The sequence below is a fragment of the Streptomyces sp. NPDC048644 genome, from assembly GCF_043199105.1.
Classification (GTDB): domain Bacteria; phylum Actinomycetota; class Actinomycetes; order Streptomycetales; family Streptomycetaceae; genus Streptomyces.
In genome coordinates, this window is record NZ_JBICVO010000008.1 from 146,606 (window position 1) to 161,800 (window position 15,195).

At 71.7% G+C, this 15,195-nt stretch carries 8 protein-coding genes; 6 read left to right on the plus strand and 2 right to left on the minus strand.

The features are described from left to right. Positions 1–188 precede the first annotated feature (188 nt). From ACGFNI_RS19830 to ACGFNI_RS19840, 3 genes are read left to right on the plus strand one after another with little or no spacing between them, the layout of a single operon-like run. Positions 189–1,001: an ATP-binding cassette domain-containing protein gene (locus ACGFNI_RS19830; RefSeq protein WP_393685423.1), complete on the plus strand. Its 813-nt coding sequence runs from the start codon at positions 189–191 to the stop codon at positions 999–1,001. Next, positions 973–3,258: a YhgE/Pip family protein gene (locus tag ACGFNI_RS19835; protein WP_393685425.1), complete on the plus strand. Its 2,286-nt coding sequence runs from the start codon at positions 973–975 to the stop codon at positions 3,256–3,258. Before ACGFNI_RS19830 ends, ACGFNI_RS19835 begins: the two co-directional genes overlap by 29 nt. A gap of 35 nt (positions 3,259–3,293) precedes the next feature. Continuing rightward, positions 3,294–4,079, plus strand: coding sequence for a TetR/AcrR family transcriptional regulator (locus ACGFNI_RS19840; protein ID WP_393685897.1), 786 nt, complete (start codon positions 3,294–3,296; stop codon positions 4,077–4,079). Here the strand turns inward: ACGFNI_RS19840 and ACGFNI_RS19845 are convergent. Next, entirely contained in the window at positions 4,027–5,769 is a 1,743-nt protein-coding gene (locus ACGFNI_RS19845) for a thiamine pyrophosphate-binding protein (RefSeq protein ID WP_393685426.1), read from the minus strand. The genes ACGFNI_RS19840 and ACGFNI_RS19845 overlap by 53 nt on opposite strands. Before the next feature lie 59 nt (positions 5,770–5,828). Continuing rightward, the gene (locus tag ACGFNI_RS19850; RefSeq protein ID WP_393685428.1) at positions 5,829–7,421 is read right to left on the minus strand and encodes a sodium:solute symporter; all 1,593 of its coding nucleotides are present in this window, start codon (positions 7,419–7,421) and stop codon (positions 5,829–5,831) included. Between the two features lie 356 nt (positions 7,422–7,777). Between ACGFNI_RS19850 and ACGFNI_RS19855 the strand changes: the two genes are divergently transcribed. From ACGFNI_RS19855 to ACGFNI_RS19865, 3 genes are all read left to right on the plus strand, one after another. Next, on the plus strand, positions 7,778–9,601 hold the full coding sequence (locus tag ACGFNI_RS19855; protein WP_393685899.1) for a helix-turn-helix domain-containing protein: 1,824 nt from the start codon (positions 7,778–7,780) through the stop codon (positions 9,599–9,601). A gap of 181 nt (positions 9,602–9,782) precedes the next feature. After that, on the plus strand, positions 9,783–10,079 hold the full coding sequence (locus ACGFNI_RS19860; RefSeq protein ID WP_393685430.1) for a hypothetical protein: 297 nt from the start codon (positions 9,783–9,785) through the stop codon (positions 10,077–10,079). 229 nt (positions 10,080–10,308) lie between these two features. Next, entirely contained in the window at positions 10,309–14,790 is a 4,482-nt protein-coding gene (locus tag ACGFNI_RS19865) for a toxin glutamine deamidase domain-containing protein (RefSeq protein ID WP_393685431.1), read from the plus strand. Positions 14,791–15,195: the final 405 nt, after the last annotated feature.

The following is a 15,195-nucleotide window of genomic DNA, read 5'->3' on the forward strand; positions in this document are numbered from 1 at the left end:
GCCCGCACCGCGGCTGCCCCGGCACGGACTTGCTCTGGAACCTCGCGGTGTCGCCGCGAGGTCAGGGCGAGATTAGGCCGGGATGCCGCCGGACGCAGCAGCTCCGCCAGACCTGGTGCCTCCGATTGCCAACAGGGCCATCCATACGGCAAACTTTTAGACTGACCAGTCAGAACAAAGGAGGGGCAGTGGACACCACCCGTCAGGGGGCGGCGGTCATCGCCAGGGGAATCGGAGTCGAGGGCCCACGCGGATGGGCCTTCAGAGGTGTCGACATCTCCGCGGAACCGGGCGAACTGATCGCCGTACAGGGCCCTTCGGGCTCCGGCCGCACCTGCCTCCTGCTCGCGCTCACCGGCCGGATGCGGATCACCGAAGGCCACGCCACGGTCGCCGGCTTCCCGCTGCCGAAGCGGATGGGCACGGTGCGCAGCCGCACCGCGATCGCCCATGTGCCCGGTGTCGCCGACCTCGAACCGGCCCTCACCGTCGCCGAACACCTCAAGGAGGCCGCCCTGTTGGGCCGCCGCCTCAAGGGTTCGCCGCTCGCGCTCCCCTGGAGCCGGGGCCACAAGGAAGCCCGCCGGGCCCGGATCGAGGCCGCGCTCGCGACCGCGGGGCTCGACCCCGAGACCCTGCCCAAGGGGCTGCGCACCGCCGTCCGTGACCTCGAACGGATCGAAGCACTGCGGCTGTCCGTCGCGCTCGGCGTGCTGCACGACCCGCATCTGCTCGCCGTCGACGACGTCGACCTCAAGCTCTCCGCGGCCGAACGCGACCTGGCCTGGCAGCTGTTGCGCGACCTCGCGCGGGCCGGCATCACCGTCGTGGCCGCGGGCAGCGACGCCCCCGGCGATGCGCTGATCGTCCGCACGACGGCCCAGGACGCTCCCGCGCGCGAAGCGGCCACCGACCCCACGACCGCCGCCGGCCCGCACGGCCCGGCCGACACCCACGAGGAGGACACAGCGGATGCGTTCGCCGAAACTGGCCGCGCTTGAGCTGAGGCGCTTCGGCCGGGGCAAGCTCCCCCGGCTCGGCATCATCGCCCTCACGCTGATCCCCCTGCTCTACGGAGCCCTCTACCTGTGGTCCTTCTGGGATCCCTACAGCCGGCTCGACAAGATCCCGGTCGCGCTCGTCAACGACGACAAGGGTGCGAAGGCCGACGGCAAGCAGCTGGACGCGGGCACCCAGCTCGCCAAGAGCGTCCGGGACAGCAACACCTTCGACTGGCAGGAGGTCAGCTCGTCCGAGGCGGCCAAGGGCGTCGAGGACGGCACGTACTACCTCTCGCTGACCGTGCCATCGGACTTCAGCAAGCGCATCGCCTCCAGTGGCGGTGACGACCCGCAGACCGGCGCGCTCCAGGTCCGTACGAACGACGCCAACAGCTACATCGTCGGCTCGATCTCCAAAACGGTCTTCTCGGAGATCCGCGCCAAGACGTCGGCGAAGTCCTCCCGGCAGTTCCTCGACAAGATCTTCGTGTCCTTCTCCGACCTGCACGACCAGACGGAGAAGGCGGCGGACGGTGCCGGCAAGCTGGACGACGGGCTCGGCGACGCCAAGAAGGGCGCGGGCAAGCTCGCCGACGGCCTCGGCACCGCCAAGGACAGCACCGGCAAGCTGTCGGGCGGCCTCGGCGAGCTGAACGACGGCTCGGGCAAGGTCAGCGACGGCGCTGACACCCTGCACGACAAGGCGGGGCAGCTCAGCAAGGGCGCCGGCGACCTGCACAGCGGCGTCACCGATGCACAGGCCAAGGCCCGTGCGCTCAGCAAGGGCGCGGGCCAGGTCGCGGACGGCACGCAGGAGTTGGTCACCAAGGTCCAGGGCCTGGCCAAGAAGGACCTGCCCTACCTCAAGAAGCACAGCCAGGAGATCGCCGACAGCGCCCAGTTCGTCGCCGACCTCACCCAGGCCCTCGACCACGACCTGGGTACCCTGCGCGGCAACTCCTCGCAGTCGCTGGCCAAGGCGCGCAAGGCCGCCGATGACGCGGCAGCCCTCTATCAGAAGAACTGCGGCGGTACCGCCACCGACTCCAGCTGCGCGGAACAGAAGGGTGTCGCGGCCGGTACGGCGGCGGCCGTCGATGCCATCGAGAAGGTCGACAACGCCCTCTCCCGCATCGACCTGGACTCCTCCCGCGACAAGCTGCGCGAGATACACCAGGGCGCGGTGATGGTCGCCGAGCAGGTCCCGGCCATCGCGAAGAACGCCGACGGGCAGATAGCGCAGCTCAACAAGCTGAACGCCGGTGCCCACCAGGTGGCCGACGGCGCCGACCAGTTCGTCACCGGACTCGGCGCGCTCGCCGACGGCAGCGGCAAGATCGCCGACGGCAGCGGCAAGCTGGCGGGCGGCGCGGGCGACCTCGCCGACGGCGCCGGCCAGGTCCACCGCGGCATCGGCGACGCCAAGGACGGCACCGACCAGCTCGGCAGCGGCCTCGGCAAGCTGGAGGACGGCGCGGTCTCCCTCAACGGCGGCATCTACAAGCTCAAGGACGGCTCCAACCAGCTGGCCGACGGCCTGAACAGCGGCGTCGCCAAGATCCCGGACTACGACAAGAAGGACCGGGACGCGCGTACCGACGTCATGTCCGACCCGGTCGAGCTGGCCTCCAAGGCGATGCACAAGGCGCCCAACTACGGTACGGGGCTCGCCCCTTACTTCATCCCGCTCTCCCTCTGGGTCGGCGCGATGGTCGCCTTCATGCTGTTCCAGCCGCTGAGCAAGCGTGCCCTGGCCGCCGGCGCACCCGGCTGGCGGATAGCCATCGGCTCCTGGCTGCCGGCCTTCGCGATCGGCGTCACCCAGGTGCTGGCGCTGATGGCGGTGCTCCACTGGGGCCTCGGCCTGGAAATGGCCCGAGCGGGCGCCACGGTCGGCTATCTGCTGCTGGCCACCGCCTGCTTCACCGCCATCATCCAGCTGCTGAGCGCGGTATTCGGCCCGGCGGGCCGGGTGCTCACCCTGGTCATCCTGATGCTCCAGCTGACCTCGGCGGGCGGCACGTACCCGGTGCAGACCAGCCCCGGCTTCTTCGCCGCCATCCACCCGTTCCTGCCGATGAGTTACGTCGTCGACGGCCTGCGGCGGCTCATCACCGGCGGCGATCTGGCCATCGTCTGGCAGGGCAGCATCGTCCTGGCGGTCTTCGCCGTCGGCGCGCTGGCGCTCACCGCGCTGACGGCGCGCGGCCGGCAGGTCGTCCGGATGAAGGACCTGCATCCGGAACTCAGCCTGTGACGACCGACCTCACGGGCGGCCGGGGCGGTGCCACGATCGGCACCGCCCCGGCGGCCGGGCCCGGCGACCCGGCCGGCCCCCCGCACGGCACCGCCCCCGCGGCCGGCTCCCGGGCCGCCCGGCGTGCGGGCACTCGCCGCAAGCTCTTCGACGCCGCGGTCACCCTCATCGCCGAACAGGGCTTCTCCGCCACGACCGTGGACGAGATCGCCGACCGCGCCGGCGTCGCGAAGGGCACCGTCTACTACAACTTCACCAGCAAGAACGACCTCTTCGAAGAACTCCTGCGGGACGGCATCGACCTCCTCGCCGCCTCCCTGCGGCACGCCGCCGACACCACGTCACAGCGCGGCGGCACCCGGATCGACGCGCTGGACGCGATGGTCAGGGCGGGCCTCGACTTCATCGCGGGATCCCCGTCCCTCACCCAGCTCTACGTCGCCGAGCTCTGGCGCACCAACCGCACCTGGCGCGCCACCTTGAAGTCGGTGCGCGGCCGGGCGCTCGCCGTCGTCGAATCCGTCCTGCGGGACGGCGTCGACGCCGGTGAACTCAGCGACGACATCGACATACCGCTGACCGCGTCCGCCCTCTTCGGCATGGTCCTGGTGGCCGCCCTGGACTGGCAGGCGTTCCAGCCGCACCGCTCCGTCGACGACGTCCACGCCTCCCTGTCCCGGCTGTTGCAGGGACGGGTGGGCGGAGCAGCGGCGGCCGGCCTCCGTACGACCCCGGCCGCCTCCCCGGCCCCTGCCGCCTCCCCATCCCCTACCGCTCCGTCGTCCCCCGGGGCTCTTCCGCATCCGGCGACCGCTCCGTAAGAGGCGTCGGCGTGCCAGAAGCCGGTGTGAGATGCGTCGGCGCGAACATCCGCAGCCGGGCCGGGAGGACGACGACCCGCGGCCCGGGTGCGGCGAGCGCCGCCGCCAGGTCCGTACGCAGCCGTTCCGGGCTCGTACGGACCGCCGGGACGCCGAAGGACTCGGCGAGCGCGACGAAGTCAGGGCGGGCCAGCTCGGTGGCGGTGGCCTCGCCGAACGCGTCCGTCATGTACGCGCGCAGGATGCCGTAGCCGCCGTCGTCCACGATCAGCCAGGTGACCGGCAGGTCGTACTGGCGGGCGGTGGCGAGTTCGGCGACCGAGTACATCGCGCCGCCGTCCCCCGACACCGCGAGCACCGGCCGCGCGGGGTCCGCGACGGCGGCGCCGAGCGCGGCGGGGAAGCCGTAGCCCAGGCCGCCCGCGCCCTGCGCCGAGTGCAGCGCGTTCGTCCGGCGCGGATCGAAGGCGGACCAGGCCCAGTACGCCAGGATCGTCATGTCCCAGCAACTGACCGCGTCATCGGGCAGCGCGTCCCGCACAGCGGCCAGCACCCGCTGTTCCAGGCCGAGTCGCTGCCCGTCGATCCGTTCCTGGACCCGCGCCAGCAGGCCGGCGACGGCATCCTCCGCCTGCCACTCCCCCGCTCCGCACGCCTGCCCCTGCCGCTCCCGTACCGCGTCCACCAGCGCACGCAGGGCGAGCCCGGCGTCGGCATGGATGCCCAGCGCCGCGTGGTTGGCCTCCAGCTTCCCGAGGTCCGCCTCGACCTGCACGACACCGCCGCGCGGCCGGAACGTGTGGTAGTTCGACGAGAGTTCGCCCAGACCCGAGCCGACGACCAGGAGCGTGTCCGCGTCCTCCAGGAAGTCGGTGGTGTAGCGGTCCTCCATCCAGGAGCGCAGCGACAGCGGGTGCTCCCACGGGAAGGCGCCCTTCCCGCCGAACGTCGAGGCCACCGGCGCCCCCAACAGCTCGGCGAGCGCCAGCAGTTCCGCCTCCGCCCCGGCCCGTACGACGCCTCCGCCGGCCAGGATCACCGGCCGCCGTGCCCGGGTCAGCCGCTCCGCCGCCTCCGCGATCACCTCCGGGCGCGGCGCCGCCGCCTTCGGACGGACCGGCAGTCCGGCCACCGGCGGGACGTCGGCCGGCGCCAGCAGCACGTCCTGCGGAATCTCCAGCCACACCGGCCCGTGCGGGACGCTCAGCGCGGACTCCCACGCGGCAGCCACCGCCGACGGGATCTGTGCGGCGGTCCGCACCGTGTGCACGGACTTGACCACGCCCCGGAACACGGCGCTCTGGTCGGTCAGTTCGTGCAGATAGCCGTGCCGGCCACCGCCGAGACCGGCCCGCGGCACCTGGCTGCCGATCGCCAGCACGGCCGCCGACCCGGCCGCCGCCTCCTGGAGCGCCGCCAGCGTCATCAGCGCCCCCGGCCCGGTGGAGACCAGGAGCGGGGCCACCCCGCGCGTGGTCCGGGCGTAGGCGTCCGCGGCGAAGCCCGCGTTGTTCTCCACCCGCAGCCCGACGTAGCGCAGCGCGGAGCGGCGCAGCGCGTCGAAGACCCCGAGTGCGTGCTGCCCCGGAAGACCGAAGACGGTTTCGGCGCCCAGCGCGGCCAGCGACTCCACCACCAGGTCGCCGCCGGTACGCCGGTGCTGATGCGGTGCGGGAGGGGTGGTGCTCATGAGTACATGTGCCCTTCGTCGGGGGGAGAGACAGGTGGGTGGGCGTGAAGGCAGGCCGGTCAGGCCCGTTCCGAAGGCGGAGTGGTGGTGGCGCCGGGAGCCGACGGGACCGCAGCCGCCTCCGCACGCCCGGGTGCGCCGGCTCCGGCCGCCACCGCCTGCCGTTCCGGCGCCCCGGCGGCCTCCGGCGTGCCCGCCAGCCGGGCGCGCCAGGCGGCCAGCACCGCCGCGTCCGTCGGCTCACCGGCCAGGCTGACCACGACGTACGCCAGCAGCGAGGCCGAAAGCCCGTAGCAGATCGGCTCGTTGGCGAGCACGCCAAGCGCGGCCATCGAGCCGATCACCGTCAGCCCGCCGGCGGCCACCGCCGCGAGCGCGCCCGCCGCGGTGCCGCGCTTCCAGAGCAACCCGCCCAGAATGGGCACCAGCAGGCCGCCGACCAGCACGTTGTAGGCGAGCGTCAGCGCCTCGACGACGTCGTTGAGCGCACAGGCGAGGCCGATGACCGCGACCCCCATCAGCAGGATGAAGACCCGGTTGCCCCGGACCTCGTCGTGCGTCCCCTCCGCGGCCTGACCGGCACCGGATCCGGTGCCGTCGACCGGTGCCCGCCCGCGTCCCACGCCGCGCCGCAGCCGCGCCCAGATGTCGTTGTTGGCCACCGTCGCGCAGGCGATCAGCGCACCCGACGACGTCGACATCACCGCGGACAGCGCCGCCGCCAGCACCAGTCCCCGCACGCCGACCGGCAGCGCGTCCCGCACGATCGTGGCGAAGGCGTCGTCCGGGCTTCCCAGGTGCGGGTGGAGCACCTTGGCCGCCGTGCCGATGACCGCTCCGGCCAGCGCGTAGAGCAGGCAGTACGTACCGGCCGCGGTTCCTCCCAGGCGCGCCACCCGGTCGCCGCGCGCGGTGAACACCCGCTGCCAGATGTCCTGCCCGATCAGCATGCCGAACGAATAGATCAGCACGTACGTGAAGACGGTGCCGCCACCGATGCCCAGCGGCGCGAAGTAGTCGCCGGGCAACTGCGCCTTCATCGCGGCGAACCCGCCCGCCTTGACGACCGCGACGGGCAGCAGGATCAGCAGCACCCCGATCGTCTTGACGACGAACTGCACCATGTCGGTGAGCGTGATCGACCACATGCCGCCGAGCGTGGAGTACCCGACGACGATCACGCCGCCGAGGACGATCGACACCGTACGGTCCAGCCCGAACAGCACGTCGAAGATGGTCGCGTAGGCAATCGTCGAGGTCACGGCCAGCATCAAGGTGTACGCCCACATGACGACGCCGGAGATGATCCCGGCCACGCCGCCGTACCGCAGATCGAGCATCTCGGAGACCGTGTAGACCTTGAGCCTGGCGATACGGGCGGAGAACAACAGGCTCAGCGCCAGCAGCCCCAGGCCGATGGTGAACACCATCCACGCACCCGACAGGCCGTGTTGGTACCCGAGTCCGACGCCGCCGATGGTGGACGCGCCGCCGAGCACGATCGCCGCCATGGTGCCCGAGTACATCGCGGGCCCGAGGCGCCGCCCGGCGACAAGGAAGTCGCTCTTGGACTTGGCGCGGCGCATCCCCCACCAGCCCATGGCCAGCATTCCCGCCAAATAGAGGACGATCACCGCATAGTCGACAGCCATGGGCCATACCTTCCAGCTGCGCCGAGGAGGGGAGAGGGCGGGGCCGCGAGGAAGTGGGGTCGGCGCCTCGCCCAGGGGGTTGACCCTAGGAGGCGGGAAGCCAACCCTGAAGTGTACGTTTCCTCCACTCACCGCCCCACCGAGTGGAGGGTCCGCACATGACACCGCCCCGGCCGTCCCCCGGAACCCGGCCCCCGTCCGCCTCCGCGACGGAAGACGGCCCCGTCCCTTCCGTCCTCGCTTCCCCTTCCACTACGGAAGGTGGCCCCCTCCCTTCCGCCCCCGCTTCCCCTTCCACGACGGAAGACGGCCCCGCCCCTTCCACCCCCGCTTCCCCCTCCACACCACCCGTGCCACTGGCCGCGCTCCTCGCCCGTGCGGATCTGGGCCTGCGCCAGATCGCCGGGCCTCGGGAAGGGGTGGCCATCCACTGGGTCCACACCTCGGAGATGGCCGACCCGGTGCCGTATCTCCTGGGCGGGGAGCTGCTGTTGACGGCTGGGGTGCATCTGAGTGGACGGGCGGTTGGGGCGAAACCGGTGGATGGGGTGGGCGGGGTGAGTGGTGCGCATCCGTTGGCCGGGGTGGACGTGGCACGTCCGTTGGGCGGGGTGGGGGCCGAGCGACGGACGGGTCCGGCGGGTGAGGCGGGGTGGGATTCGCCTCCGGCGTCTCCGGCGCCCGTGCCCCCGCCGCCCGACGCGCCCGCTCCGCCCTCCCTGCCCGTTCCACCCTCCCTGGACGCCTACCTCGATTGGTACGCCGCGCGAACCGTCGCCGCCGGTGCCGCCGCCCTCGGTTTCGGCATCGCGCCGGTGCACGACGCCGTCCCCCAGGCCCTGGTGGCGGCCTGCGACCGGCACGGGCTGCCGCTGATCGAAGTCCCGGCCGGCACCCCGTTCACCGCCGTCGAAAGCGCCGTCTGGCAGGCCGTCACAGAGGCCAGGCACCGCGAACTGACCCGGCTCAACGACGCCCAGCGCGCGCTCGCCGCAGCCGCCACCCGCACCGACCCGGCGCCCGCCGTGCTCCGGGCGCTGGCCCGCCATGTGCACGGCTGGGCCGCCCTGCTCACCCCGGACGGCACCGAGCACGCCTCGGCCGGACCCCGCCCCACCGCCTCCGGCCTGGCCGCCGCCGCCCGGCTGTCAGGCGTCGTCCGGCCCGGCGGCCCGTCCTCGGCCACCGACACCCTCCCGGCCACCACAACACCCCACGACCACACCTCCAGCACCAACCTCACCCCCAGCACCTACCTCACCGCCTACGCCCTCACCACCCGCAGTCCCGACGGATCCAACAGCCCCAACAGCCCCGAAGGCCCCGACACCGGCGGCTCCCTCGCCCTCGTCGTGGCGGCGGCCCCGCACACCCCGGCGGCACACACCATCGCCGGCACGGCCGCCGTGCTCCTGTCCCTGATCACCGGCCCGTCGGCGACCCGCGCTCCCGGCACGACCGCGCACGCCACCGCGCTGACCCAACTGCTCATCGGCGCGCCCCCGTCCGACGTCGGACCGCTCCTCGGCGCTCCCCTCTGGACCGTCGTCCACGCCGAGCCCCGCCGCGGCACACCCGGCTCCCCCGCCGCCCTCGCCACCGCCCTGGGCACCCCCCTGACCGCTCCGGCCCCCGCCTCCCCCGGCACACCCCCGGCCCTACGCGCCCTGCTCCCCGCCGATCGGGAGGTCACCGCGCACCCCGGCTGGACACTCGGCGTCAGCGCACCCGCGACGGTCACGGAGTTGCCGGCCGCCGACCGCCATGCCGCCGCCGCCCTACGCCGTGCCGTCGCCCGCCGCACCCCCCTCGTACGTCACCGTCCCCCGTCCCCTCACGGCATCAGCTCCCTCGTCTCCCCCACGGACGCCCAGCAGCACGCCCGCACCCTTCTCGCCCCACTGGCCGACTCCCCTCCCCTCCTCAGCACCCTGCACAACTGGCTCTCGCAGCACGGCAATTGGGAGGCCACGGCAACCACTCTCGGTATCCACCGCAACACCGCCCGCCAGCGCATCACCCGTATCGCCGCCCTCCTCGACACCGACCTGGACGACCCCGACGTCCGCATGGAACTCTGGTTCGCCCTCCGCGCCCTGGACCGCGCCACCACCGCCCCCGGCCCGGCCGCCGAGCCGCCGTCCCCCGGCGCCGGCACCTCATCGGTGACGGCACTGTGACAGTCGGGCCTTGAACACAACCCGACTCCCGCGACTAGAATTTGCGAAATGCTGTGCTGATCATGACGATCTATTGGGAACGGGGGGAACGATGGCCGGAGACGGACTGCAGGCCGATATACCTTCACTGAAGGCCGGCGGCAAGGACTTCGACAGCATCGGAACGCGCTACCAATCAGCCGTGGACAAGCTTCAGTCGGCACTCACCGGGCTGGAGGGCAAGGACACTCCGCCGTGGGGCGATGACGAGGTCGGCGAGAAGTTCGGCGTCGTGTACGAGGGGCTGCGCGACGGCATGTACGAGTCGATGGGCCACCTGGCGGCCAAACTCCAGGAAGTCGGCGGTGCGCTGACGGCCATGGGCGCCAACCACGAGGCCGGCGAGGACTTCACCGACTCGCTGATGAAGCAGCACGTCGACAACGCGGAGGCCGAAGGCCAGAAGGTCGCCGCTCTCAAGGCGCCCAACACTACCTGACACCACCTGAGTCGCGGGTGCGCGGGGCACACAGGGCGCGCAGGGCCCGCCGCGCGTCACACGCCCCGCGACACCTGCCACACCCGCATCACCGGCCGGGTGACCGTCACTCTCAGCGTCTTCGTCTCCGTCCCCGTCTCCACCACGGCTCCACCTACTCCACGCGTTCCGCCTTCATCTTCGTCTCCATCTTCGTCATCGCTTCGCTGTCCTACGGGGGATTGCTGCCATGTCACTCATGCTGCCGGACTGGGCCGAGTGGGTTCTCGAAATGCTCGGCTTCGACTGGCCGACGGGCGACGAAGACAAAATGATGGAGTCCGCCAACCAGTGGCGGGAGTTCGCTTCGACGATCGAACAGCTCCAGTCGGAGGGTGTGACCGCGGCCGGCAACGTCCTCTCGGCGAACTCCGGCGACAGCATCGACGGCTTCAGCAAGACCTGGGACAAGTTCGCGGGCAACGGCGGCGGCTACCTCAACGACGCGCGCACGGCGGCCGAGTTGATCGCCTTCGCGCTGGACGCCGGTGCGGCGATCATCATCGGGATGAAAGTCGCGGTGATCGCCCAATTGGCGATCCTCGCGGCGGAGATCATCGCGGCCCAAGCGGCGGCCCCCTTCACCTTGGGGCTATCCGAGATCGGCGCGGCGGGCGCCACCCAGGCCACTCGTATGATCGTGCGCCGCCTCCTCAAGGAGGCCAGAGAGGCGCTGGTCGAGGCGATCGTCGAGACGCTGAAGGAACCGGCCGTCTCCGCCCTCCAGGCGATGATCTCCGACGCCATCGCCCAGGGCATGAACATGCACTTCGGCGCCCAGAACGGCTTCGACGTCGGCCGCAGCGTCAAGACCGGCGCCGAGGAGGGTGTCAACGCCCTCAAGAACTCCGGCCAGACCTTCACCGAGGCGCTGCGCGACGGCGCGGGCGGCAAGGCCGGCCACCACGCCCGCCACGGCCTGGACTCGGCCGCGGGCCATCACAGCGGCGACGGGGGCGGAGAGGGCAGCGGGAGCGGAAGCGGAACGGGCGACGGATCGGGGGCGGGATCCGGGTCCGGTTCAGGGTCCGGGTCCGGGTCCGGGTCCGGCGGCGATGGCTCGGGGTCGGGGTCCGGATCGGGGTCGGGCTCGGGTTCCGGCTCAGGGGCAGGCTCAGGGTCGGGCGGCGACGGCTCGGGCGGCGGTGGCGGCGACGGCTCCGGCGGCTCCGGCTCGGGCAACCGCGGCTCCGACGGCGCCCCTTCGCACTCCCCCCGCGCCTCCGACAACGCGGGCCCAGGACCGGAAGGTACCGGTCCGAACCCCGACTCGGGGCCGGGCAGCGACCCGTCCACCACCCCGGACAGCGCCCCCTCCCGGGACGACTCCGGCCAGGGCGCCGGCCCGCGCCGCGATACGCCGCAACCCCAACCCCTCCCGCCCCCGGACCAGCGCTCCCCGTTCGACCACGGCTTCCAGGGCGGCAACCACAACCCGTACGGGGACACCCCCGACGCGCCCCCCGGCCCGGACTCGATCGGCACCCACCCCACCCCCGGCAGTCCCCCCGACTCCCTGCGGTCCGACTCCGACTCGATCGGCACCCACCCCACCCCCGGCAGCCCGCCCGACTCCCTCCGCACCGACCCCGGCTCCGTCGGCACCCACCCGACCCCCGACAACACCCCGGACTCCGCCCGTCCGGACCGTCACAACACCCCGGACCAGGACTCCTTCAGCACCAGGCCGACCCCGGGACCGTCCCTCCACCCGGACTCGGCGCCCACTCCCGCGCCGGCCCCCGACAACAGCCCGCCCACCCCGGACGGCCCCTCACACCCGGACTCCGCCCAGTCACCCCCGCCCCCCGCGTCCCCGACACCCGACGCGATGCCCGGCAACCCACCCGTCGCCGATACCCCCACCGCTCCCGCTGACAACGGCAGCAACAACGGGGACGACTCGCAGAGTTCCGGCGGCGGTCGCGGCGGCGCCCCGCACATGAGCGTGCCGTCCCAGAGCGGCGCCGGCGCTCCGGTGCAGCACTCGCCGTCGCACGGCCCGCCGATCCAGCAGCGCGACCCGGCTCCGGGCAACCCGATGCCGACCGTGGACGAGAGCGACACCACCGTCCACACCCAGTCCGCCGACACCATGACCGCGCCGCCGCCCACCCAGCAGCCGGCGGACCAGAGTGCCGCCCCGCAGTCGTCCACGCCCCAACAGCCCGCGCAGAACGGCCCGCAGACCCCGGGCCCGATGATGGGCGCGCCCCCCGCCATGCCCCCGCAGGGCGGCGCCCCCTCCGCCCCGCACGCGACGCCCCCACGCGCCGGCACCCCGCCCACCGGTTCGCCGTCCACCGGCACCCCGCTGTCCCGCCCCAACCGCAGGCCCGACGGCACCCAGCCGATCCACGACATCAGCCAGCAGCGCACCCCGGAGCGCCCGGCCTACAACCCGCGCCTGGACGGCCCGCGCAACGAACCGACGTCCCGCCCGCACGACCCCCGCCTGGACGGCCCGCGCCCCAACACCCCCCAGCAGGACCGGAATCCAAGCACTCCCCGCCCCGAGGCGAGGCGCCCGGACACCCCTCGCCCTGAGGGCACCCCACCGCACCCCGACGCCGCACGTCCGGAAGGCACCCCGCCCCGCCCCGACCCCAGGAACCCGGAGGCCACACCCCACCCGGACAGCGACCACACCCCCCACCCCGACGGGAACAACCACCCCACCCAGGACACCCACCCCAACTCCACCCCCCACGCCAACCCCGACACCCCCCACGGTCCCGACCCCGACCCCGAATCCCACTCCGACCCCACCCCCACCCCCGCCTCCGACACCCGCAACCGCGAGCGTCCCGGCGGTCTCGACGGGCCGACGGACGCCCATCAGCAGCAGGTCGAGAACTCGATCCCCCGGGACGAGGACGGCAACCCGCAGCGGCACCCGGACCCGGACGACGGCCACTGGGTCGACAGCATCAACGACCCCGGCCCCGACGCCCCCGGCCGCAGCAACAACTGTGTCGACGCCGCCCTGGCCGCCACCGACACCTTCGCGGGCAACCCCACCGCCGCGGCCCACCGCACGCCCGACACCCACCTAGACGGCACGCCGTCCGACCGCGGCGAGAACAACGGCCGCGACCGCATCGAGAACACCCTCGGCGCCCGCTTCAACGACTACGGCAACGGCCGCGACGCCTTCAACCGCCTGGAAAACGACCTCCGCAACTCCGGCCACGGCTCCCAGGCCGTGATCATCACCCAGGACAGCAACGGCCGCGCGCACGCCTGGAACGTCGTCAACCACAAGGGCAAGATCACCTACGTCGACGCCCAGACCGGCCAACGCAGCAACAAGCCCCTCCACAACGGCGACAACGGCGTCCACGCCATCCCCCTCGACGCCAACCGGCGGCCCGTCGGCCCGACCCCCTCATCGGGCGGTACGCAGAATGCCAACGCGCAGGGCAACCACGGCAACCGGTCCGACGCGTCCCACCGGAACGCCCCTGACGCCCCCGCCGGTGGCCGACGCCCACCCGCGACCCCTGCCGGAGCCGACCCGCACGACGCAAAGGACGCGAAGGACGCGGACAGCGGTCCCCAGCATCCGAGGGACGAGAAGGACCGGACATCGCATGCCCGGCTCGGTCCTGCGCAAGACGTCCACTCGACGCATCACGGCATGTATCCGATGCCGGACCAGCAGAACCTGCGGCAGACGAACGATGTCCGGCAGGTCGCGATGGAGCACGTCTACCAGCAGTTGGAGACGTGGACCCAGCCGCACCCGCCCAAGAACAACATCCCGCTCGCAGATGTCCTGCGTATGTGCGAGCCCCGGAAGGACGAGCAGGGCAACGTTCGTCTGCGGCCCAACGGAGAACCCGAGCGGATTCTCCTCGACCGTGATGCCCTCAGCACCGCCCTCCCGGGATTCGAGGACATGCATCCCGGTGAAAGGGGCGCCGTGGTCGCAGCCCTTGGCCGATTCAGCGTCGCTTTCCACGCGGCCCACGCCGTGGGCGCCAGCCCGGAGCCCTCGCACTATCCCTACGCACCGTCCGATGCCGAGGGGGCACAAGGGACCGACAAAGAGGAAAACCCGCTTCCCAAGGGAGCAACCGAAACAAAGAATCCGTCCGTGGAGGCGCACAAGGCAGCGCGCTGGCCGGCCGCCAACCGTGACGACGATCTGCTCAAAGAAGCAATCGAGAAAGAGTTCAAGAGGAAGGGCCTTTCCGGAGCCCTGGAGGCATCCGGTGAGCACCGCCCGGACTTCACCGGAAGGAATTACGCGGCCGTAGAGGTCTACGATCCCGCAGACGGGAAAGTGAAGTACATCGTCGACAGCTCCTACAAAGCCGACAAGAAATTCACGGGACAGCATTCCGAAACGCATATCCTCGACTCGCTCGACCGGCTGAACAGCCGCCGGGAGGATGGGCAGAAATATGAACCGCTGAGCCTCTACACAGACCGTGAACCATGTGGCAAGGGGTCGGGATACGCGAACTGCTCCCAACAGCTTTCCCAGAGAATCCCTGGTGTCGACGTGTTCTACGCGACCGGATACCGCAAGGACGCGGAACTCGAACCCGGCGCGGACTCCAAAGAGGATCGCAAGAAGAAGAACAATCGTGATTTCGCCAAGAACATGTCCAGGCTCGGCAGGGCCTGGAGTAAGGTGATGGACAATGATGGTTTGCGGTCATAGACCTGGCGAGCACTGCGACGTACCTCATGCGTCACACCCTTCACGTCACGTCGATGTTTTTGCGGTACGGGTAAGGAGTCATGGAAAGCACTGACGGCCACGGAGCCGCGGAAGCGTTGGAAGCCTGGATCTCCGATTCAGATTCGAGAGGGATCATTCGATACCTCGATGGCCCTTCCCTGTCCGGGAAGAGCAGACTGCTGAAGCAGCTGCGGGACACCCACGAAGAAGCAGTGCTCGTGGATGCCTCAGGGCTCACGGGTCACCAAATCGTGGAAGAATTTGTCAGAGTTCTCTCCCTGCCCAGTCCGCCTTTCTGGTACGAGGCGGCCGACATCCCTGAAGCCGTGGAGGAAGAAGGAGAAAGCCGCCTCCTTCTGCTGGCCAACACGCAATGGTCCGGCG

Coding starts and splice junctions, on each gene's coding strand:
- ACGFNI_RS19845 (WP_393685426.1), bottom strand. CDS start 5,769: ATGAGCACCACCCCTCCCGCACCGCATCAGCACCGGCGTACCGGCGGC.
- ACGFNI_RS19865 (WP_393685431.1), top strand. CDS start 10,309: ATGTCACTCATGCTGCCGGACTGGGCCGAGTGGGTTCTCGAAATGCTC.
- ACGFNI_RS19835 (WP_393685425.1), top strand. CDS start 973: ATGCGTTCGCCGAAACTGGCCGCGCTTGAGCTGAGGCGCTTCGGCCGG.
- ACGFNI_RS19850 (WP_393685428.1), bottom strand. CDS start 7,421: ATGGCTGTCGACTATGCGGTGATCGTCCTCTATTTGGCGGGAATGCTG.